18 protein-coding genes are annotated in these 20,107 nt (G+C 73.5%); 14 read left to right on the top strand and 4 right to left on the bottom strand.

Annotated features, from left to right (window positions below; genetic code table 11):
* Window positions 1-177 precede the first annotated feature (177 nt).
* The 11 genes from ACFWEK_RS06515 to ACFWEK_RS06465 all read left to right on the top strand — a co-directional run bounded on the left by ACFWEK_RS06515 (window position 178) and on the right by ACFWEK_RS06465 (window position 14,983).
* Window positions 178-1,308 (top strand): LacI family DNA-binding transcriptional regulator, encoded by a 1,131-nt coding sequence (locus ACFWEK_RS06515; RefSeq protein ID WP_430546573.1) that lies wholly within the window; start codon window positions 178-180, stop codon window positions 1,306-1,308.
* 160 nt (window positions 1,309-1,468) lie between these two features.
* The gene (locus tag ACFWEK_RS06510; protein WP_430553508.1) at window positions 1,469-3,130 is read left to right on the top strand and encodes an ABC transporter substrate-binding protein; all 1,662 of its coding nucleotides are present in this window, start codon (window positions 1,469-1,471) and stop codon (window positions 3,128-3,130) included.
* 137 nt (window positions 3,131-3,267) lie between these two features.
* A complete protein-coding gene (locus ACFWEK_RS06505) occupies window positions 3,268-4,248 on the top strand; it encodes an ABC transporter permease (protein WP_429730146.1) in 981 nt (326 codons plus the stop codon).
* Window positions 4,249-4,253: 5 nt separating this feature from the next.
* Window positions 4,254-5,222, top strand: coding sequence for an ABC transporter permease (locus tag ACFWEK_RS06500; RefSeq protein WP_430546575.1), 969 nt, complete (start codon window positions 4,254-4,256; stop codon window positions 5,220-5,222).
* Window positions 5,219-6,919: an ABC transporter ATP-binding protein gene (locus tag ACFWEK_RS06495; RefSeq protein WP_430553507.1), complete on the top strand. Its 1,701-nt coding sequence runs from the start codon at window positions 5,219-5,221 to the stop codon at window positions 6,917-6,919. The genes ACFWEK_RS06500 and ACFWEK_RS06495 overlap by 4 nt, the downstream gene beginning before the upstream one ends.
* Window positions 6,916-7,827: an alpha/beta fold hydrolase gene (locus tag ACFWEK_RS06490; RefSeq protein ID WP_430553506.1), complete on the top strand. Its 912-nt coding sequence runs from the start codon at window positions 6,916-6,918 to the stop codon at window positions 7,825-7,827. The genes ACFWEK_RS06495 and ACFWEK_RS06490 overlap by 4 nt, the downstream gene beginning before the upstream one ends.
* A gap of 40 nt (window positions 7,828-7,867) precedes the next feature.
* Complete coding sequence (locus tag ACFWEK_RS06485; RefSeq protein ID WP_430553505.1) at window positions 7,868-9,043, top strand: glycoside hydrolase family 1 protein; 1,176 nt, start codon at window positions 7,868-7,870, stop codon at window positions 9,041-9,043.
* A gap of 106 nt (window positions 9,044-9,149) precedes the next feature.
* The gene (locus ACFWEK_RS06480) at window positions 9,150-11,435 is read left to right on the top strand and encodes a glycoside hydrolase family 3 N-terminal domain-containing protein (protein WP_430553504.1); all 2,286 of its coding nucleotides are present in this window, start codon (window positions 9,150-9,152) and stop codon (window positions 11,433-11,435) included.
* A 44-nt stretch (window positions 11,436-11,479) separates the two neighbouring features.
* A complete protein-coding gene (locus ACFWEK_RS06475) occupies window positions 11,480-11,824 on the top strand; it encodes a metal-sensitive transcriptional regulator (RefSeq protein ID WP_430553503.1) in 345 nt (114 codons plus the stop codon).
* Window positions 11,825-11,870: 46 nt separating this feature from the next.
* Complete coding sequence (locus ACFWEK_RS06470) at window positions 11,871-12,251, top strand: heavy-metal-associated domain-containing protein (protein ID WP_430546582.1); 381 nt, start codon at window positions 11,871-11,873, stop codon at window positions 12,249-12,251.
* A 194-nt stretch (window positions 12,252-12,445) separates the two neighbouring features.
* Window positions 12,446-14,983 (top strand): heavy metal translocating P-type ATPase, encoded by a 2,538-nt coding sequence (locus ACFWEK_RS06465; protein WP_430553502.1) that lies wholly within the window; start codon window positions 12,446-12,448, stop codon window positions 14,981-14,983.
* Window positions 14,984-15,064: 81 nt separating this feature from the next.
* On the opposite strand, the gene ACFWEK_RS06460 is transcribed toward ACFWEK_RS06465, so the two are convergent.
* From ACFWEK_RS06460 to ACFWEK_RS06445, 4 genes are read right to left on the bottom strand one after another with little or no spacing between them, the layout of a single operon-like run.
* Window positions 15,065-15,856, bottom strand: a complete 792-nt coding sequence (locus tag ACFWEK_RS06460) for an ABC transporter permease (protein WP_430553501.1) — start codon at window positions 15,854-15,856, stop codon at window positions 15,065-15,067.
* A complete protein-coding gene (locus ACFWEK_RS06455) occupies window positions 15,853-16,836 on the bottom strand; it encodes an ABC transporter ATP-binding protein (RefSeq protein ID WP_430553500.1) in 984 nt (327 codons plus the stop codon). The genes ACFWEK_RS06460 and ACFWEK_RS06455 overlap by 4 nt, the downstream gene beginning before the upstream one ends.
* Window positions 16,833-17,135: a transcriptional regulator gene (locus ACFWEK_RS06450; RefSeq protein WP_430553499.1), complete on the bottom strand. Its 303-nt coding sequence runs from the start codon at window positions 17,133-17,135 to the stop codon at window positions 16,833-16,835. The genes ACFWEK_RS06455 and ACFWEK_RS06450 overlap by 4 nt, the downstream gene beginning before the upstream one ends.
* Entirely contained in the window at window positions 17,128-17,805 is a 678-nt protein-coding gene (locus tag ACFWEK_RS06445) for a hypothetical protein (protein ID WP_430553498.1), read from the bottom strand. The genes ACFWEK_RS06450 and ACFWEK_RS06445 overlap by 8 nt, the downstream gene beginning before the upstream one ends.
* 155 nt (window positions 17,806-17,960) lie before the next feature.
* Between ACFWEK_RS06445 and ACFWEK_RS06440 the strand changes: the two genes are divergently transcribed.
* The 3 genes from ACFWEK_RS06440 (at window position 17,961) to ACFWEK_RS06430 (ending at window position 20,044) form a co-directional block, all read left to right on the top strand.
* Window positions 17,961-18,908: an SPFH domain-containing protein gene (locus ACFWEK_RS06440; protein WP_430546587.1), complete on the top strand. Its 948-nt coding sequence runs from the start codon at window positions 17,961-17,963 to the stop codon at window positions 18,906-18,908.
* Window positions 18,909-19,018: 110 nt separating this feature from the next.
* A complete protein-coding gene (locus tag ACFWEK_RS06435; RefSeq protein WP_430553497.1) occupies window positions 19,019-19,195 on the top strand; it encodes a hypothetical protein in 177 nt (58 codons plus the stop codon).
* A 51-nt stretch (window positions 19,196-19,246) separates the two neighbouring features.
* Window positions 19,247-20,044 (top strand): CPBP family intramembrane glutamic endopeptidase, encoded by a 798-nt coding sequence (locus tag ACFWEK_RS06430; protein ID WP_430553509.1) that lies wholly within the window; start codon window positions 19,247-19,249, stop codon window positions 20,042-20,044.
* Window positions 20,045-20,107: the final 63 nt, after the last annotated feature.

Genomic DNA, 20,107 nt, shown 5'->3' with positions numbered 1-20,107 from the left:
GTCCGGTCCGATGGCGCGACAGATCGCTTGCTGGAAGGTGTTGTCGGGGTGGGCTGCTCGACGAGGCGGCGCGCTCGGGAGAGCCTGACCAGCCGCGATGCAGAGATGTATGCGCGTTCACTATCGTGGGACCGCTCGCACGGCCGTGCGGGCGAGGGATGCGGTCAAGGAGTTCCGGTGGCGAAGGCCCCCACGGTGTACGACGTCGCGCAGCGCGCGGGGGTCTCGATCGCGACGGTCTCGCGGGTGCTGCGGCGCCCGGACGACGTGCGCGAGCGCACCCGCACGGTGGTGCACGAGGCGATCCGCGAGCTGGGGTACGTGCCGTCCGGCGCGGCCCGCGGGCTGGCGGCGCGCTCGACGGGCGTGCTGGGCCTGTGCTTCCCCGACGTGGACGGCATCGACGAGGCCGCCGACCTGCCCGACCCGGTGCGCGTGGGCGAGGCGGTCGAGGTGGTGCGCGACGTCGGCGGCCCGGTCACGGCGCGCTGGAGCAACCTGTACCTCGGCGAGGTGATGCGCGGCGCGGAGCTGGAGGCGTGGCGCACCGGCCACGCGGTGATGATCGGCGTCGCGCGGGGGCTGCGCCGCGCGCAGGCGGTCAACGAGCTCGCCGGACGCGTGGACGGCCTGGCGGTGCTGTCGAAGTCGGTGCCCGACGACCTGCTGGCGCACATCGCCCGCCGCGTCCCCGTCGTCGTCATGGCCGGCCCGCCGCAGGACGACGCCTATGACCACATCTCGGTGGACAACCGCGCGGGCACCCGCGCCCTGGTGGACCACCTCATCGCCGAGCACGGCCTCCGCGACCTGGCGTTCGTGGGCGGGCCGTTCGACTCCCCCGACGCGCACGAGCGCTTCCAGGGCTTCCGCGACGCGCTCGCCGCGGCAGGCCTGCCGGTGCCCGACGAGCCGGCGGCACGCAGCGACTTCACGCGGGCCGGCGCCCGCGACCTCGCCCGTCGGATGCTCCAGGCCCACGTGACCGGCCGGGGGGCGGGGGCCACGGGGCAGGCGCTCCCCCGCGCGCTGGTGTGCTCCAACGACCAGACGGCGCTCGGCTTCCTCGACGTCCTCACCGAGGCGGGGATCGACGTCCCCGGAGACGTCGTCCTCACCGGGTTCGACGGCATCGACGCCACCCAGGCGTCGATGCCGCGGCTCACCACCGTGAGCCAGCCGATGGTCGAGCTGGGGCGCGCCGCCGTGGAGCTGCTGCGCACGCGCCTGGCCGACCCGTCGGCGCCCGCGGCCACGGTGAACCTGCCCGTCCGCGTGCTGCTGCGCGAGAGCTGCGGCTGCTCGTGACCCTCGCCGCCCGGGGGCACCGCAACGCACGCCCGGGCCGTTGGCCACACGGTTTGCCGCTCCGAAATGTATGCGCATACACTCGCCGGGACGTCGCACGCCGACCCCGGCGTGCGCGGGCCCTCACAGGAGAGGCCTCGACGAAGAGGAGTGGATGTCCATGACGCGCACAGCGCGCTCGGGGCGGCGCCTGGCCGCCATCGCGGCCACCGTCGCGGTGCTGGCCACGGCGGCCTGCTCGGCACCGGTGCAGAACAAGGGTGACGACGGCGCCGCCGGCGGCGCGACGTCGATGCTCATCGCGGCCGACAACGGCTCGCCGACGTTCGACCGGAACTTCAACCCGTACTCGTCCGGCAAGCGGAACACGACGACGTACATGTACGAGCCGCTGGTCATCATCAACGAGATGAGCGGCGAGGAGACCCCCTGGCTGGCCACGGGGTACGAGCAGCCCGACGCCAAGACCGTCGTCTTCACCATCCGTGACGGCGTCACGTGGTCGGACGGCGAGCCCCTCACCGCCGAGGACGTCAAGTACTCCTTCGACCTCGTCAAGAAGCACCCCGAGATGGACCTCAAGGGTGCCTGGTCGCACCTGAAGTCGGTCGAGGTGGACGGCACCACGGTCGTCATGCACCTGAAGACCGAGGACGTCCCGGCCGCGAAGATCCTCGCCCAGCAGCTCATCGTGCCGGAGCACATCTGGTCCGAGGTCAAGGACCCGGTCACCTGGACCAACGAGGAGCCCGTCGGCTCCGGCCCCTACACGCTCGGCGAGTTCACGCCGAACCAGTACACGCTGACGAAGAACGACACGTACTGGCAGGCGGACAAGGTGGCCGTGGAGGAGCTCGTGCAGCCCGCCGCCAACTCCGAGCTGGACATCGTCAACAACGGCTACGACTGGGCCTACGCGTTCATGAGCGACGTCGAGGACACCTGGGTCAAGGCCGACCCCGAGAACAACACCTACTGGTTCCCGGCGGGCGCGGCGATCTCGCTGATCCCGAACATGACGAAGGCGCCGTACGACGACGTCGACTTCCGCAAGGGCATCGCACTGGCCCTGGACAAGCAGGTCATCGCCGACAAGGCCGAGCAGGGCTACGTCGACCGGGCCAGCCAGACCGGCCTCATGCTGCCGAACCAGGAGGCCATCCTCGACCCGTCGATCCCGAACCAGGGCTACGTCGACCAGGACACCGACGCCGCCCTCGCCTCGTTCGAGAAGGCCGGGTACACGAAGAAGGGCGACAAGCTCGTCGACTCGTCCGGCAAGCCGCTGAAGGTCACGATCACCACCCCGAACGGCTGGTCCGACTGGCTGCAGGGCGTCGAGCAGGTCAAGGGCCAGCTCACCGCGATCGGCATCGACGTCACCGTCGTGCAGCCGCAGGCCGCGGCGTACCAGAAGGAGCTCCGCACGGGCGACTTCGACATGATCATGGGCACCGTCGGCGGCACCGGGCAGCCGTTCCAGGACTACAACGGCCTCATGGGCTCGGAGTTCCTGCTGCCCGTCGGCAAGACCTCCGCCGGCAACTTCGGCCGCTTCGAGTCGAAGGAGGCCGACGAGCTGCTCGCCGAGCTCAAGGTGACCACCGACGAGGCGAAGCAGCTCGAGATCACGCACCAGCTGGAGCAGATCACCTACGAGCAGCTGCCGATGATCGCCCTGTTCTACGGCGGCTCGTGGGGCCTGTTCTCGAACAAGAACTTCACCGGCTGGCCCAGCGCGGACGACCCCTACGCCTCCCCGAAGACGTGGGACTCCACCCCGCTGCTGATCCTCACGCACCTCGAGCCCGCCCAGGGCTGACCCGGTCAGGTCGTCGTGGGTGGGCCCGTGGCCCTGTTCCGACACGAAACAGGGCCACGAGCCCACCCACGACGATCGCCCGCACGACCCCACCCCGACCGACCGACCGACCACCGACCACCGACCCGGAGGCTCCGTTGCGCTACGCGCTCCGCAAGCTCGGCCTGCTGGTCCTCACGCTGTGGGCGGCGGTGACGCTGAACTTCGTCATCCCGCGCCTCATGCCCGGCTCGCCCGCTGACGCGGCCATCGCCAAGCTCGCCCAGAACGGCCCTGTGACGCCGTCGGTGCAGGCGGCGATCGAGGCCCAGCTCGGCGTGCCCGGCGGCAGCATCTGGGACCAGTACGTCACGTACCTGAACAACGTCATCCACCTCGACTTCGGGGTGTCGTACACCTTCTTCCCGCAGCAGGTCTCCGAGCTCGTCGCCGGCGCCCTGCCCTGGACGCTGATCATGGTCGGCGCCGTGACCGTCGTGGCGTTCGTGCTCGGCACCCTGATCGGCATCGGGGCGGCCTGGAAGCGCGGCACCTGGATGGACTCCCTGCCCACGGTGGCCGGCAGCTTCCTCTCCGCGTTCCCCTACTTCTGGACCGCGCTGCTCATCGTCTTCTTCCTGGGCTACGTGCTCGGCTGGTTCCCCACCTCTGGCGCCTACTCCGCGACCGCGGTGCCGAACCTGTCGTGGGAGTTCCTCGGCGACGTGCTGTACCACGCGGCCCTGCCCGCGGTGACGATCCTCATCACGTCGCTCGGCGGCTGGATCCTCGGCATGCGCAACACGATGATCAACACGCTCGGTGACGACTACGTGACGTTCGCCGAGGCCAACGGCCTGCGCGGCCGCACGGTCGCGATCCGCTACGCCGCCCGCAACGCGATCCTGCCCAACCTCACCGGGTTCGGCATGGCGCTCGGCGGCGTCGTCGGCGGCTCCCTGCTCGTCGAGCAGGTGTTCGCGTACCCCGGCGTCGGCTACCTGCTGTTCAACGCCGTCACCAACCAGGACTTCCCGCTGATGCAGGCCCTCTTCCTCATGATCACCGTGAGCGTGCTGCTCGCGAACTTCCTGGTGGAGATCCTCTACGGCGTCCTCGACCCCCGAACGAGGCGGTGACCCCGATGGCTGACCCGACCACCACCACCACCGCGACGATCCCGGACCCCGAGGGTCCCGCCCCCGAGGCGGCCCGCGGACCGCAGCGGCCCGCCCGCACCCGTCTCGGCCGCACCGGCCAGGTGCTCGGCCGCGCGTTCGCCACCGTCTGGGCCAACCCCAAGGCCCGCGTGGGCCTCGTCATCCTGGGCCTGTTCGTCCTCATGGCGATCTTCGCGCCGCTGCTGGCCCCGTACTCCCCGCACGACGACTCGTTCGCCCGCAACGAGCCCGGCAGCGCCGCGCACTGGCTCGGCACCACCGGCGCCGGCGAGGACGTGCTGTCCCAGGTGATCTACGGCGCCCGCGTCTCCCTGCTCGTCGGCTTCGTCGCCGGCGGCCTGTCGACCGTCGTCGCCGTCGTCATCGGCCTGTCGTGGGGCTACCTGCGCGGCTGGGGCAACGACGTCGTCAACTTCCTCGTCAACCTCTTCCTCGTGATGCCGGGCCTGCCGCTGATGATCATCATCGCGGCGTACCTGCAGAACGGCGGGCTGCCGATGATCATCCTGGTCGTCGTCATCACCGGCTGGGCGTGGGGCGCCCGCGTGCTGCGCTCGCAGACGCAGTCGCTGCGCTCGCGCGACTTCGTGACGGCGGCGATCTTCTCCGGCGAGAGCTCGGCCCGCGTGATCTTCCGCGAGATCCTGCCGAACATGACCTCGATGATCGCGGGGTCGTTCTTCGGCGCCGCGACGTCGGCGGTGCTCGCCGAGTCCGGCCTGTCGTTCCTCGGCCTGGGCGACATGGCCACCGTGAGCTGGGGCTCGATGATCTTCTGGGCCCAGAACTCGATGGCGATCCTCACCGGCCAGTGGATCCTGCTGTTCGCCCCGGGTCTGTGCATCGCGCTGCTGGCGACCTCCATGACCCTCGTGAACTTCGGCGTCGACGGGTTGTCCAACCCGCGCCTGCGGGAAGGGACCGGCCGATGAGCCTGCTCGAGATCCAGGACCTGTCCGTCGTCTACGAGCCCCGCGGGGCCGTCCCGACGCACGCCGTCAAGAACGCGAACCTCACCCTGGAGCAGGGCGAGTTCGTGGGCCTGGTCGGCGAGTCCGGCTCCGGCAAGTCGACGCTCGGCTTCGCCGTCACCCGCCTCGCCAAGGCCCCGGCGCGCATCTCCGCCGGCCGCATCGTGTTCGACGGCACCGACATCGCGCACCTGGACGCCGAGGAGCTGCGCGTGCAGCGCCGCGGCGGGTTCGCGATGGTGCTCCAGTCGGGCATGAACGCGCTCAACCCGGTGCGCACCATCGCGCACCACTTCGGCGACATCTTCGCGGCGCACGGCCACGTGCCGAAGGGCAGGCGCCGCCAGCGCGCCGTCGAGCTGCTCGACAAGGTGCAGCTGCCGTCCACGGTGCTCGACCGCTACCCCGGCGAGCTCTCCGGCGGCATGCGCCAGCGTGTCTCGATCGCGCTGGCCCTGTCGCTCGAGCCGCGCCTCATGGTGTTCGACGAGCCCACGACCGCCCTCGACGTGCTGGTGCAGCACGCCGTCATGGACACCATCCGCGAGCTGCAGGCCGCGGAGGGCTTCACCGCCGTGCTCATCTCGCACGACCTGGGCGTGGTGCTGGAGTCCGCCGAGCGCGTCGTCGTCATGCACGACGGCGAGATCGTCGAGGACGGCGCCTCGCGGCAGATCTTCTCCGCGCCCGCGCACCCGTACACGCAGATGCTGCTGAGCCACTACGCCGACCCGCGGGCCGAGGTCGTCGAGCTGCCCGGCTTCGAGCGCAAGGCCCCTGCGGCCGCAGCGACCGACGGGGCGAAGGACGGCGCGGCCCGCACGGGCGCTCACGAGGGGCGCGCGGCCGCGCACGACGCCATCGTCGTCGACCACGTGTCGAAGGTGTACCCGCCGCCGCGCCGCGGCGAGAAGGCGGTCACCGCCGTCGACGACGTCTCGTTCCGGCTGGAGCCGGGCGCCGCGATGGCGCTGGTCGGCCAGTCGGGCTCCGGCAAGTCGACCATCGCCAAGATGGTCACCGGCGTGGAGCGGCCGACGTCGGGCACCGTGACGTTCGGCGACCTGCGGGTCGACCGGCTGCGCCGCCGCCAGCTCAAGACGCTGCACGCCGACGTCCAGATGGTCTTCCAGGACCCGTACTCGGCGCTCAACCCGCTGCACACCGTGGAGTACACGCTCACGCGGCCGGTGGAGAACTTCACCGGGCTCAAGGGCGAGGCGGCGCGCGAGCGCGTGCTGGAGCTGCTCGAGACCGTGGGCCTCACGCCCGTCGAGCAGTACGCGGCCAAGCTGCCGCACCAGCTGTCGGGCGGGCAGCGCCAGCGCGTCGTCGTCGCGCGCGCCCTGGCGTCGAACCCGCAGGTGCTCATCGCCGACGAGCCGGTCTCCATGCTCGACGTGTCGCTGCGCGCCGGCGTGCTCAGCCTGCTGGAGGACCTGCGCGCCGACCTCGGCGTCTCGCTGCTGTACATCACGCACGACCTGCTGTCCGCGCGCGTCGTCACCGACCAGATCATGGTGCTGCACCACGGCAAGGTCGTGGAGTCCGGCGGCACCACCCAGGTGCTCCGGTTCCCCGAGGACGCGTACACGACCCAGCTGCTCGACGCGATCCCGCAGCCCGCGCGGCGGTTCGCCGACGGGGCGGCGTCGTGAGCGCGGCCCCGCAGGTGCGCCCCGGGGCGCCGTTCTCCGTGCTGCCGCTGCCCGACGGCGTCGAGCCGCTGGTGCTGGACGTGCCGGTGGGCCCGCTGACCGCGCTGCGGTCGGTCGTGCCGGACGGCGTGGAGCGCCGCGCCGTCGCGCTGCTGGTCCCCGGGTTCACCGGGTCGCGGGAGGACCACCGGCTGCTGCTGCCGCTGCTGGCCGAGCGCGGGGTCGAGGCGTGGACGTACTCCCAGCGCGGGCAGGCCGACTCGGTCGCGCCGCGCGGGGTGGGCGCCTACCGCCGCGACGACTTCACGGGCGACGCGCTCGACGTCGCCGCCGTCGTGGGCGCGGCCGCCGGCATCCCCGCCGGCGACCTCCACCTGCTGGGGCACAGCTTCGGCGGCACGGTCGCGGCGGCCACGGCCGCGCGCGACGCCGCGTCGTTCGTCAGCCTCACCCTGCTCTGCTCGGGCCCGCACGGCTGGCCGGGGCGCAAGGACGCCGAGCGCGACCGGCTGCTCGCCGCCGCCGGGCTCGTCGACCTGTGGACGCTCGACAACCCCGGGCTCGCCCGGCGCCTGTCCGAGGACCCGGCCGCCCTGGCCGCCCTCGACGTCGACGCCCGCTTCCACCGCGACCGCTCGATCGCGACCAGCACGGACAACCTGCTGGGCGCGATCGACGTCCTCGCCGACGTCCGTGACGTGACGCCCGACCTGGCCGCGACCGGCCTGCCGGTGCTGGTCGCGCACGGCGTGGACGACGCGGCGTGGCCGCAGCCGTGGCAGCGCGCCATGGCCGAGCGGCTCGGCGCCCGCTACGAGGTGATCGCCGACGCCGGTCATCTCCCCAACGTCGAGAACCCCGCCGCGACGGCGGACCTCCTGGCCGGCTTCTGGACCTCCTCCCGCTGAGCCACCCCCGAACACCGCTCCACAACGTAAGGACCATCCCGTGCTGCACTTCCCCGAGGGCTTCCGCTGGGGCGCCGCCACCGCGGCCCACCAGATCGAGGGCAACAACGTCTCCAGCGACTGGTGGGTGCGCGAGCACGCCGCCGGCACCTCGATCGTCGAGCCCAGCGGCGACGCCGCCGACAGCTACCACCGCTACCGCGAGGACATGACGCTCCTGCGCGACGCCGGCCTCGACACGTACCGCTTCTCCATCGAGTGGGCGCGGATCGAGCCCGAGGAGGGCTTCGTCTCCCGCGCCGAGATCGCGCACTACCGCCGCATGGTGGAGACGTGCCTCGAGCTCGGCATCACCCCGATGGTCACGCTCATGCACTTCACGGTGCCGCGCTGGTTCTACGAGGAGGGCATGTGGCGCTCCCCGAAGGCGGCCGACCGCTTCGCGCGCTTCACCGAGCTCGCCCTGCCGATCCTCGGGAACGACGTCGACTACGTCTGCACCATCAACGAGCCCAACATCGCCGCGATGATCGCCGGCGGTGAGGACCCGGCCAACCTGGTCGCCTACGGGCTGCCCGCCCCCGACCTGCAGGTCGCGGACACGCTGCTGGAGTCGCACCGGCGCTCGCGCGAGATCCTCGCCGGCGTGGGCGGCATCAGCTCCGGCTGGACCGTCGCCACCCAGGACTTCCAGCCCGAGCCGGGCTGCGAGGACGTGGCCCACGAGTACGGCCACCAGCGCGACGACTGGTACCTCGAGGCCGCCCGCGGCGACGACTGGGTGGGCGTCCAGGCCTACACCCGCACCATCATCGGCCCCGACGGCCCGCGCCAGGTGCCCGAGGGCGTCGAGACGACCCTCACCGGCTGGGAGTTCTACCCCCTCGCCCTGGAGCACGGCGTGCGCTCGGCATGGGAGAAGACCGAGGGCGTGCCGGTGTTCGTCACCGAGAACGGCATGGCGACGCAGGACGACGCCCGCCGCATCGACTACACCGAGGGCGCGCTGGCCGGCCTGCACGCCGCCATCTCCGACGGCATCGACGTGCGCGGCTACCTGCACTGGAGCCTGCTGGACAACTACGAGTGGGCCTCCGGGTTCCGCCCCACGTTCGGGCTCGTCGAGTTCGACAAGGAGACGTTCGAGCGCCGCCCGAAACCGTCGCTCGGCTGGCTCGGCTCCGTCGCGCAGGCGAACGGCCTCACCGTCCGCTGACCGCCCGAGATCGAGGTGCCCGTGCCGAGGTCGACCCACCGAAGGTCGATCTCGACGCGGGTACCTCGATCTCGCTGTTTCCGCACCGATCGAGGACCGTGAACCCATGACCGACCTGCCGTACCGCGACCCCTCCCTCTCCCCCGCCGCACGGGTGGAGGACCTGCTGAGCCGCATGACGCTGCCCGAGAAGGTCGGGCAGATGCTGCAGCTCAACGCGATGGACGACCTCGACGAGATCGTCGTCGAGCGGCTGGCGGGGTCGATCCTGCACGCGTCGCCCTCGCGCGTCGTCGAGGCGATCGAGCTGGCCCGCGGCACCCGGCTGGGGATCCCGCTGCTGGTCGCGGACGACGCCATCCACGGGCACGGGTTCTTCCCCGGCGCGACCGTCTTCCCCAGCCAGCTGGGGATGGCGGCCACGTGGGACCTCGACCTGGTGGAGCGGGCGGCGCGCGCGACGGCGGTCGAGGCCGCCGCGACCGGCCTGCACTGGACCTTCTCCCCCGTGCTGTGCGCGACGCGCGACCTGCGCTGGGGCCGCGTGAACGAGACGTTCGGCGAGGACCCGCACCTCATCGGGGAGATGGGCGCCGCGATGGTGCGCGGCTACCAGGGCGAGGGCCTCACCGACCCGACGGCGGTGCTCGCGACGGCGAAGCACTTCGCCGGCTACTCCGAGACCCAGGGCGGCCGCGACGCCACCGAGGCCGACCTCACGCCGCGCAAGCTCCGCTCCTGGTTCCTGCCGCCGTTCGAGCGCGTCGTCCGCGAGGGCGTGCGCACCGTGATGATCGGCTACCAGGCCATCGACGGCGTCCCCATCACGACCAGCCGCTGGCTGCTGCAGGGCGTGCTCAAGGACGAGTGGGGCTTCGACGGCACCCTCGTCACCGACTGGGACAACGTGGGCCGCATGGTGTGGGAGCAGTTCGTCAGCCCCGACCACGCGGCCGCGTCGGCCGCCGCCGTCGACGCCGGCAACGACGTCATCATGGCGACGCCGACGTTCTTCGAGGGCGCGCAGGAGGCCCTCGCCGACGGGCGCATCGACGAGAAGCGGCTCGACGACGCGGTGCGGCGCATCCTGCGCCTCAAGGTGGACCTCGGGCTGTTCGAGGACCCGCGGGCGCCCGTCGCCGAGCGTATCGAGGCCGTCGTCGGCTCGGCGGAGCACCGCGACCTCGCCCTCGACGTCGCGCGTGGCTCGCTGGTGCTGCTGGAGAACGACGGCACCCTGCCGCTCACGGGCGGCCTCGTGGCGGACGACGACGGGCGCGCGGTCGCCCCGACCGGTGCCGCGCCGCTGCGCGTCGCCGTCGTCGGGCCGAACGCCGACGACCCGCACGCCCAGCTCGGTGACTGGGCCGGCGCGTCGGGGCAGGTGAGCTGGATCCGCGACGGCCACCCGCGCGAGCTGACCGAGACGGTGCTGGACGGGCTGCGCGCCGTCATGCCGCCGTCGTGGGAGGTGACGCACGCCCGCGGCGCCGACATCGTCGAGCTGGGACCGGACCCCGACGGCACGCACTTCCCCGACGGGCAGCCGCGCCCGCCGGCGGCCCTGCCCGCGCCGTCCGACCCGGCCCTGCTGGCCGAGGCGGAGGACGCGGCCCGCGCCGCGGACGTCGTCGTCGCCGTGCTGGGCGACGAGGTCGCGCTGGCGGGCGAGGGCAGGTCCACCGCGACGCTCGAGCTGCAGGGCGGGCAGGCCGAGCTGCTGGAGCGGCTGGTCGCGACGGGCACGCCCGTCGTCGTCGTGCTCGTCGCCTCGAAGCCGCTCGTGCTGCCCGAGGCCGTGGGCCGAGCCGCCGCCCTGGTGCACGCCGCCAACCCCGGGATGCGCGGCGGCCGGGCCGTCGCGGAGCTGCTGCTCGGGCTGGTCGAGCCGACCGGCCGCCTGCCGATCTCCTACGCGCTGCACGCCGGGCAGCAGCCGGTGTTCTACCACCAGGTGCGCGGCCAGCACGGCACCCGGTACGCGGACCTCACGCAGCGCCCGCCGTACGTGTTCGGCGAGGGCCGGTCGTACACGACGGTCGAGTACTCCGGGCTGGAGCTGGACGCCGCCGACGTCGCGGCCGACGGCGTGGTGCGGGGTCGCGTCACCGTCGCCAACACCGGGGCCCGCCCGGCGATGGAGACCGTGCAGGTGTACGTGAGCGACCGGGTCACGTCCGTGACCTGGGCGGACCGGGAGCTGAAGACCTTCCGCCGCGTGCCGCTCGCGCCCGGCGAGAGCGTCGTCGTCGAGATCGAGGTGCCCGCCGCGGACTGCACCATCGTCGACGCCGCCGGCCGCCGCGTCGTCGAGCCGGGCGACTTCGAGCTCCTCGTCGGCCACAGCTCTCGCCGCGACGACCTGCTGGTGGCGCCGTTCCGCATCGCCTGAGCACCAGGGGTTGACGACGTACCCCCTAGGGGTATTGTGGACCCATGACCGACACCGGTACGCCCCTCCCCGACCTCGCGACCGACGGCGGCCACCCGCACGACGGCCCGCACGGCTACGCCTCCGACAAGGAGGCGTACCTCAAGCGGATGCGCCGCATCGAGGGCCAGGTGCGCGGCATCGCCCGCATGATCGACGAGGACGTCTACTGCATCGACATCCTCACCCAGGTGTCCGCCGTGACCAAGGCGCTGCAGGCCGTCTCCATCGGCCTCGTCGAGGACCACCTGGGCCACTGCGTCGTCGACGCGGCCCGCGCGTCCGAGGCCGAGGGCGCCGCGAAGGTCAAGGAGGCGGCCGACGCCATCGGCCGGCTCGTCCGGTCCTGACCCACGTCTCACCCCCTGCTGATCCACCCTCGATGAAGGAGCACGCATGAGCACCGTCACCACCCTGGGCGTCACCGGCATGACCTGCGGCAACTGCGTCGCGCACGTGACCAAGGACCTCTCCGCCGTCCCCGGCGTCGAGGACGTCTCGGTCGAGCTGCACGTCGGCGGTACCTCCGACGTCACCGTCTTCTCCGACGCCCCGCTCGACGAGGCCGCGCTGCGCGAGGCCGTCGACGAGGCCGGCTACGACGTCGAGTCCGTCGCCGTCCAGCAGGACGCGCTCGCCGCCCAGCAGGCCGCTCAGGCGCCCGCCCGCCAGGAGGCGCACAACTGCGCCTGCGGCTGCGGCACCGGTGAGGCCTCCGCCACCGAGACCGCCCCGGCGCAGAAGACCTACGACCTGGCCGTGCCCCCGCGCGCCTGAGTCCCCGCTCCCCGGAGCCACCCCCGCGGACCGCCTGCCGAACCGTCGCCCGCCCCGCCCGCCCCGGGCCGGGCCGCCGCGACCCAGGCCCTCCGCGCCGCGCCGCCGTCCCCCGACCCGGCGCCCCCACCGCGACCCCGCCGCCCCGGGTCGTCGCGGGTGACCTCCACCCAGCACCTCAGGGAGTCACCCTCATGAGCACCCCCACGCCCTCGCCGGTCGACCCGGCTGGGCCCGCCGCCGGCCCTCCGATCCTGGAGATCGACCTCGCCATCGAGGGCATGACCTGCGCGTCGTGCGTGGCGCGCGTCGAGAAGCGGCTCAACCGCGTCGACGGCGTCACCGCGACGGTGAACCTGCCGCTCGAGAGCGCCCACGTCGAGCTCACCGCGCCCGTCGACGACGCCGCGCTGGTCGAAGCCGTCGAGAAGGCCGGCTACGGCGCCCGCGTCACCGGCCGCCGCGACGTCGCACCGCCCGCCCCCGACCAGTCGGACGCTCAGCGCACCCCGGCGCACCACACGTCTGACACGTCGGCCCCGGGCGACGCCCGCGGCGCGGACCTGCGCCGTCGGCTCGTCGCGTCCGCGGTGCTCACCGTGCCGGTGGTCGCGCTGTCGATGATCCCCGCGCTGCAGTTCACGGGCTGGCAGTGGGTGGTCGCCGCCGCCGCGCTGCCGGTCGTGACGTGGGGCGCGTGGCCGTTCCACACCGCCGCGGCGCGGGCCGCCCGGCACGGCGCGTCCACGATGGACACGCTGGTCTCCCTCGGCGTGATCGCCGCGACCCTGTGGTCGCTGTGGGCGCTCACCCTCGGCGGCACGGGCGAGCTCGGGATGCGGATGCGGCCGTCGCTGATCCCGTCCGAGTCGGGCGGCGCGCCCGAGCTGTACTTCGAGGTCGCGGCGGTCGTCACGACGTTCCTGCTCGCCGGCCGGTACGCCGAGCACCGCTCCCGCCGCCGCGCCGGCGACGCCCTGCGCTCCCTGCTGGAGCTGGGCGCGAAGGACGCCGAACGCGTACGGCTCGGCCCCGACGGCGCGCCGCTGACCGGTCCCGACGGCGGGCGCGTCACCGATCGCGTGCCCGTCGCGGACCTCGCCGTCGGCGACGTGTTCGTCGTGCGGCCGGGCGAGAAGGTCGCCACCGACGGCGAGGTGGTCGAGGGCGCGAGCGCCGTCGACACGTCGCTGCTCACGGGCGAACCGGTCCCGGTCGACGTCGCCCCCGGGGACGCCGTCACCGGCGCGACCGTCAACACGTCCGGCCACCTGCTGGTGCGCGCCACGCGCGTGGGCGAGGAGACCACGCTCGCGCAGATCGGGCGGCTCGTGTCCCAGGCGCAGACCGGCAAGGCCCCCGTGGCCCGGCTCGCCGACCGCATCTCCGCCGTCTTCGTGCCGATCGTCATCGGGCTGTCCGTGCTCACCCTGGTGGGTTGGCTGCTGGCCGGCGCCGACGTCCAGCTCGCGTTCACCGCCGCCGTCGCGGTGCTGATCATCGCGTGCCCCTGCGCCCTCGGCCTCGCGACGCCCACCGCCCTGCTGGTCGGCACCGGCCGCGGCGCGCAGCTCGGCATCCTCATCAAGGGCCCGGAGATCCTGGAGTCCACCCGCCGCGTCGACACCGTCGTGCTCGACAAGACCGGCACCGTCACCGAGGGCCGCATGCAGGTGGAGCGCGTGCTCGTCCCCGACCTGTCAGGGCGACGAGCAGGTTCTGGGAGTCCTGACCCTGACACCTCGCGGGAGCGGGAGGTGCTGGCGTACGCCGGCGCCGTCGAGGCCCTCAGCGAGCACCCGATCGCCCACGCGGTGGCCGCCGCCGCACGTGAGCTGTCAGGGCCACGAGCAGGTTCTGAGGGTCCTGGCCCCGACAGCTCGGTCGGGACCGGGGCGGACGGCGTCGGGATCGGCGCGCTGCAGGCGTTCGACTTCCGCGCCACGCCGGGCGGCGGGGTCGAGGCGGTCGTGCGGCGGGCGCACTCGGGCCTCGCCGGGCTCGCCGCGGACGGCGGGCTGAACGCCCGGCGGGTGCTCGTGGGGCAACCGTCATGGCTGGCCGGGCAGGGCGTCGCGTTCGACGTCGGCGGCACGGACGGACTGGCAGCAGCGTTCGCCGACGCCGAGGCGACCGGGGCGAGCGCCGTCGTCGTCGCGTGGGACGGTGCCGCCCGCGGCGTCGTCGTGCTGCGCGACCCGGTCAAGGCGACGTCCGCCGAGGCCGTGCGCGAGCTGCGCGACCTCGGGCTCCGGCCGGTGCTGCTCACCGGCGACGGCGAGGGCGCGGCCCGCGTCGCCGCCCGCGAGGTCGGCATCGCCGAGGAGGACGTCATCGCCCGCGTGCTGCCGCAGGACAAGGCGGCGGTCGTGACGCGACTGCGCACCGAGGGCCGGGTCGTGGCGATGGTCGGCGACGGCGTGAACGACGCCGCCGCCCTCGCCACCGCGGACCTGGGGCTCGCGATGGGCACGGGCACCGACGTCGCGATCGAGGCGAGCGACATCACGCTCGTCCGCGGCGACCTGCGCTCCGCGCCCGCCGCCGTCCGGCTCTCGCGCGGCACGCTGCGCGTGATCAAGCAGAACCTGTTCTGGGCGTTCGCCTACAACGTGGCGGCCATCCCGCTCGCCGCGGCGGGGCTGCTCAACCCGATGATCGCCGGGGCGGCCATGGCCGCGTCGTCCGTCATCGTCGTCGGCAACTCGCTGCGCCTGCGCCGCGCCGGCTGACCGCGAAGCGTTGTGGGTGGGATCGTGGCCCGTTATCGGTGCGAAACCGGGCACGATCCCACCCACAACGCTTCCCCGGGATCAGCGGAAGCGGCGGCCCTCGTCGCGGCGGTAGGCGCCGACGGCGAGGACGGCGAACAGCGCGGTCCAGCCCAGCAGCACGACCCACGCCAGCCCGTAGGCGGGCTCGCCGGTGAGCGCCTGCACCAGCAGGTCACGACCGGCGCGCGTCGGGGTGGCCTGCGAGATCGCGTCCAGCCACTCCGGGAACGCCTGCGGCGGCAGGAACAGGCCGCCCGCGAACGCCAGGGGGAACAGCACCGCCTGCACGACCGGCAGCGCGGCCTTCGCGGACAGCGAGTACCCCACCGCCATGCCGAGCAGCACGAACGGCACGGAGACCAGCAGGATGGTGCCCACCCCGGCGAGCAGCTGCCCGAACGTCACGGTCGCCGCCGTGAACAGCCAGCCGATGAGGATCAGCGGCACCAGCCCGAACAGCGCGAAGATCGCGCCGTTGCCGATCCGCGCGACCATCCGAGGGCCGGGGCCGGCGGGCAGGGAGCGCAGGAAAGGGTCGAACGGGAGCTGCCGGTCCTCGGCCACGCCCAGCCCGTAGGTGAACAGGCTCGCCGAGCAGACGGCGAACAGGCCGAGGCTCGCCACCGACATGGTCGCCCACAGCGGGTTGTTCGCGACCTCGCGCTGCGGCACGACGAAGAAGAACATCGCCAACGCCGGGAACAGCATGTTGCCGAGCACCGCGATGGGCACGCGCACCGTCTCGAGGAACTGGTAGCGCAGGTGCAGCCAGGTCAGCCGCAGCGGTCCCGGGGCCGTCCCCGCCCGGGCGGGGGTCGTCGTCGCGCTCATCGTGCCGCCTCCGTCACCATCTCCTCGAACGCCTCCTCGAGGCTCGCGCCCCGGATGCGGAGGTCGTGGAAGTCCACGTCGTCGCGCACCAGCGACCGGACGAGCTCGTCGGCGTCCGCCGTGTACAGCTCCTGCGTGCCGTCGTCGAGGCGCTCGGAGCGCACGACGCCGGGCCACGCGGCCAGGTCCGCCGTCGCGCGGAGCGCCACCCGGCGCAGGCCCACGCGTCGCAGGATGGCGTCGAGCGTGTCGTCCGCCCGCACCACGCCGCGGTCGATGACGACGACGCGCTGCGCCAGCGCCTGCACCTCCTCGAGGTAGTGGCTGGTGAGCAGCACCGTGCCGCCGGCCGCGTGGTAGGCGCGGATCGCGTCCCACAGCGCCTGGCGGGCACCGACGTCGAGCCCGGTGGTGGGCTCGTCGAGCAGGACGACGCGCGGCCGCCCCACCAGCGACAGCGCGACGGCGAGCCGCCGCTTCTGCCCGCCGGACAGGGCGCCCGTCTGGCGGCGGGCCAGGTCGGCGAGCCCGAACTGCTCCAGCAGCTCGCCCGTGGGCACCGGGTCGGCGAAGTGCCCGCCCACGAAGTCGACCACCTCGCGCACCCGCAGCGTGGCGGGCAGCCCCGTCTCCTGCGGGGTGATGCCGAGGCCGGCGCGGCTGGCGGCGTCGCGCGGGTCGCCGCCCGGCAGGCGCACGGTGCCCGCGTCGGGGCGGCGCTGGCCGCTGACCAGCGAGAGCAGCGTGGACTTGCCGGCCCCGTTGGGCCCGAGCAGCCCCACGAGCTCGCCGGGGCCGACGTCGAGCGACACGTCGTCGAGCGCGACGACGTCGCCGAACCGCCGGGTGACGCCGCGCACGGCGACGACGGCGGGCACCGCTGCGTGCCCGGGGTCGGACGGAGCGTCGGGCGCGGCGTCGGGCGCGGACGGCGCGTCGACCCGGGCGGGTGCACGCTCCGGGGGGCGGGTGCGGGTCATGATCCGGCTCCTCTCAGCAGGCCGGTCAGGGCCTCTTGGTAGTCCTCGAACGCGCGGCGCCCCTGCGGGGTGAGCGCGAGGTAGGTCGCGGGGGTGCGGCCCTCGTGGGTCTTGGTGACGCGGACGTAGCCCGCGTCCTCGAGCTTGCGCAGGTGGGCGGACAGGTTCCCGGCGGTCATGTCGAGCAGCTTCTGCAGCCTGGGGAAGCTCAGCTCGTCGCCGGCGTCCAGGGCGGCGAGCGTCGCGACGACGCGCAGCCGGGCGGGCGCGTGGATGACCGGGTCGAGGGCGTCAGCCACGGCCCGCCCCCTCCCCCACCCGGCGCCGTCGGCGCACGATGCGCAGGTGCTCGACGAGGGCCATCACGAGGAAGCCGCCCCCGCCGGCGAACGCCATCACGAGGTAGGTGAGGGGCAGGCCGGCGAGCGTCGCGGCCGCGGCGACCAGCAGGATCCACCCGCCCAGGACGAACAGGGAGCGGTCGTCGAACGCGACCGCCCCGCCCAGGTACAGCAGCCCGACGACGAGGCACGCGCCGCCGTTGCTGGCGAGGCCCATGAGCTCCCCGTCCGCTCCCGCACGGGCGAGCCCGCCGAGGAACGCGCTGAAGGTGAGGAAGCCGAGCATCCACGCCCAGCCGTACATCGCGCCCGTCCGGGCGGAGACGCCGCGCGTGCCGGACGTGCGGCTCATGGTGTGCACCATCGTGAACACGACGGCCGCGGCGAGGGCGCCGGCGAAGACCCAGTACGCCCAGGCCTCCGGCTGCTCGCGGCCCTGCGCGCTGAACCACAGCACGAGGTAGCCGGCCAGCCACGCGACGCCCCACGCGCCGTAGAGTGCGCGGCCGTCCGGCCCGAGGGCCGCGCGGGCCCGGTCCTGCTGCTCGCGGATGAGCCGGAGCGAGTCGGCGGCGGCCAGCCCCGCGTCGTCGTTGGCGTCGCCAGGGCGGTCGGGGTGTTCGGTCATCGCTGCCTCTCGGAGATCCTGCAGACGACTTTGCGCCGCAAACTGCTTTGTCGATCATGGCACTGAGCGGCTCCGTGCACAACCCCTCGGAAATGTGATATCACTTTGCTATCGCAGCGCACCCGACCCGCGCGTCCCCCGACCCTGGAGCACCGATGAGCGACAGCACTCCCCCGCAGGCCACCACCGGCGGCACCCCCGCCGGCCGTCCCGTCGGCCACGACGGGACCCGCGTCGAGGTGGAGGAACGCGCCGCCTGGTCGGTCGGCGCGGGCGGCGCCGTCCTCGGCGTGGTCCTGTCCCTGCTCGTCCTCGCACTCGGCACGCTCGGCGCCGTCTCGAACGACGCCCCGGCCATGGTGTGGCTCCTGGCCGTCGGCCTGCTGCTCGCGCTCGCGGTGCTCACCGGCATCTCCGTGATCAGCCCCGGCGAGACGCTGGTCGTGCAGCTGTTCGGCCGCTACCTCGGCACGATCCGCCGCACGGGCCTGGTCATGACCGTGCCGCTCAGCACGAAGCGCCGCGTGTCGGTGCGGGTCCGCAACTTCGAGACCAGCGAGCTCAAGGTCAACGACGCCGACGGCAACCCCATCAACATCGCCGCGATCGTCGTCTGGCAGGTGGCCGACACCGCCCGGGCGAGCTTCGCCGTCGAGGACTACGACGACTTCGTCTCCGTGCAGGCCGAGTCGGCGCTGCGGCACGTGGCCATGTCCCACCCGTACGATGGCGGGGACGGCGTCGAGTCGCTGCGCGGCGCGACGGAGCTCGTGTCCGGGGAGATCGCGGCGGAGGTCGCCGCCCGCGTCGCGGTCGCCGGCGTCGAGGTCGTCGAGGCCCGCATCTCGAACCTCGCCTACGCCCCGGAGATCGCCCAGGCCATGCTGCAGCGCCAGCAGGCGGGCGCGATCATCGCCGCCCGCTCGCGGATCGTCGAGGGCGCCGTCTCGATGGTCGAGGACGCGCTGAACCGCCTCGAGTCCGAGGGCGTCGTCACGCTCGACGACGAGCGCCGCGCCACCATGGTCTCCAACCTGCTGGTGGTGCTGTGCGGCGAGAGCCGCGCCACCCCCGTCGTCAACGCGGGATCGCTGTACCAGTGACGCCCGCACCCCCTGCACCTGGGGAAGAGCCCGGGGACGACGCGCCGTCGTCCCCGGGCGCCGAGCGTCCTGAGGGTCTCGGGCGTCCCGCCCGGCCCGCGCGCAAGCAGGTGCTGCTGCGCCTCGACCCCGCGATCCACGACGCCGTCGCCCGCTGGGCCGCCGACGACCTGCGCAGCGTCAACGCCCAGATCGACCTGCTGCTGCGCCGGGCGCTCAAGGACGCCGGGCGGCTCCCGCGCGACGCGGCGCCCACCCGGCGTCCCGGACGCCCCCCGTCCTCCTGATCGCCGTCCAGGGGCGGGTGCTATAACCGGACGGTGGCCGACCCGCAGACGATGACGCCCGCGGCGCGACGCCGCACCACCGCCGAGATCTGGATCGTGCTGGGCCTCAGCCTGGGGCAGAGCGGCGTGTACGCCCTGGTCAACATCATCGCGAGGCTCACGGCCGAGACCCCGCTCGCGGAGCAGTCCGCGACCCTCAACGCCAGCCAGTCGGACCGCTCGCTCCTCGACCTCACCTACCAGCTGCTGGGGATCTTCTTCGCGCTGGTCCCGGTCGCGCTGGCGCTGTACCTGCTCAGCGGACGGGCGGGCGCCACGTGGCGGGGCACGCGTCGTCGGATCGGCCTCGACTGGGGTCTGGAGGACGCGCGACCCGGCCGCGACGTCGCGTGGGGCTTCGCGCTGGCAGCCGCCATCGGCATCCCTGGGCTCGCGTTCTACGCCCTCGGCCGCCTGCTCGGCATCACGGTCCAGGTGCAGGCCAGCGCCCTGAACGAGCACTGGTGGACGGTGCCGGCCCTCGTCCTCGCCGCCCTGCAGAACGGTCTGCTCGAGGAGGTCGTGGCCGTCGCGTACCTGCACGAGCGCACCCGCGACCTCGGATGGTCCCGCCTGTGGTTCGTGGTGTGGAGCTCGCTGCTGCGCGGCTCGTACCACCTGTACCAGGGCATCGGCCCGTTCTTCGGCAACGTCGTGATGGGGCTGGTGTTCTCGTGGTTCTACACCAGCCGGTGGGGCCGGCAGCGGGTGGTGCCGCTCGTCGTCGCGCACACCCTGCTCGACGTCGTCGCCTTCGTCGGCTACGCGCTCCTGCCGCAGGGGTGGAAGGACGCGCTCGGCTGGGGCTGACCCGCAGTCTGGCCCTCGAACTCGCGCCGCACGGAGTGCGGGTCAACGCGGTCAGTCCGGGCT

It is taken from the genome of Isoptericola sp. NPDC060257 (assembly GCF_042726645.1).
GTDB classification, from domain to species: Bacteria; Actinomycetota; Actinomycetes; order Actinomycetales; family Cellulomonadaceae; genus Isoptericola; species Isoptericola nanjingensis.
The sequence above is the reverse complement of the archived record's forward strand: the minus strand, read 5'-3'. Positions and strand labels throughout refer to the sequence as shown.

Excerpts from the sequence above, each read along its gene's own strand:
- ACFWEK_RS06475 (WP_430553503.1), top strand. The coding sequence starts at position 11,480 with ATGACCGACACCGGTACGCCCCTCCCCGACCTCGCGACCGACGGCGGC.
- ACFWEK_RS06440 (WP_430546587.1), top strand. The coding sequence starts at position 17,961 with ATGAGCGACAGCACTCCCCCGCAGGCCACCACCGGCGGCACCCCCGCC.
- ACFWEK_RS06500 (WP_430546575.1), top strand. The coding sequence starts at position 4,254 with ATGGCTGACCCGACCACCACCACCACCGCGACGATCCCGGACCCCGAG.
- ACFWEK_RS06455 (WP_430553500.1), bottom strand. The coding sequence starts at position 16,836 with ATGACCCGCACCCGCCCCCCGGAGCGTGCACCCGCCCGGGTCGACGCG.
- ACFWEK_RS06470 (WP_430546582.1), top strand. The coding sequence starts at position 11,871 with ATGAGCACCGTCACCACCCTGGGCGTCACCGGCATGACCTGCGGCAAC.
- ACFWEK_RS06495 (WP_430553507.1), top strand. The coding sequence starts at position 5,219 with ATGAGCCTGCTCGAGATCCAGGACCTGTCCGTCGTCTACGAGCCCCGC.
- ACFWEK_RS06430 (WP_430553509.1), top strand. The coding sequence starts at position 19,247 with ATGACGCCCGCGGCGCGACGCCGCACCACCGCCGAGATCTGGATCGTG.
- ACFWEK_RS06465 (WP_430553502.1), top strand. The coding sequence starts at position 12,446 with ATGAGCACCCCCACGCCCTCGCCGGTCGACCCGGCTGGGCCCGCCGCC.
- ACFWEK_RS06445 (WP_430553498.1), bottom strand. The coding sequence starts at position 17,805 with ATGACCGAACACCCCGACCGCCCTGGCGACGCCAACGACGACGCGGGG.
- ACFWEK_RS06510 (WP_430553508.1), top strand. The coding sequence starts at position 1,469 with ATGACGCGCACAGCGCGCTCGGGGCGGCGCCTGGCCGCCATCGCGGCC.
- ACFWEK_RS06480 (WP_430553504.1), top strand. The coding sequence starts at position 9,150 with ATGACCGACCTGCCGTACCGCGACCCCTCCCTCTCCCCCGCCGCACGG.
- ACFWEK_RS06460 (WP_430553501.1), bottom strand. The coding sequence starts at position 15,856 with ATGAGCGCGACGACGACCCCCGCCCGGGCGGGGACGGCCCCGGGACCG.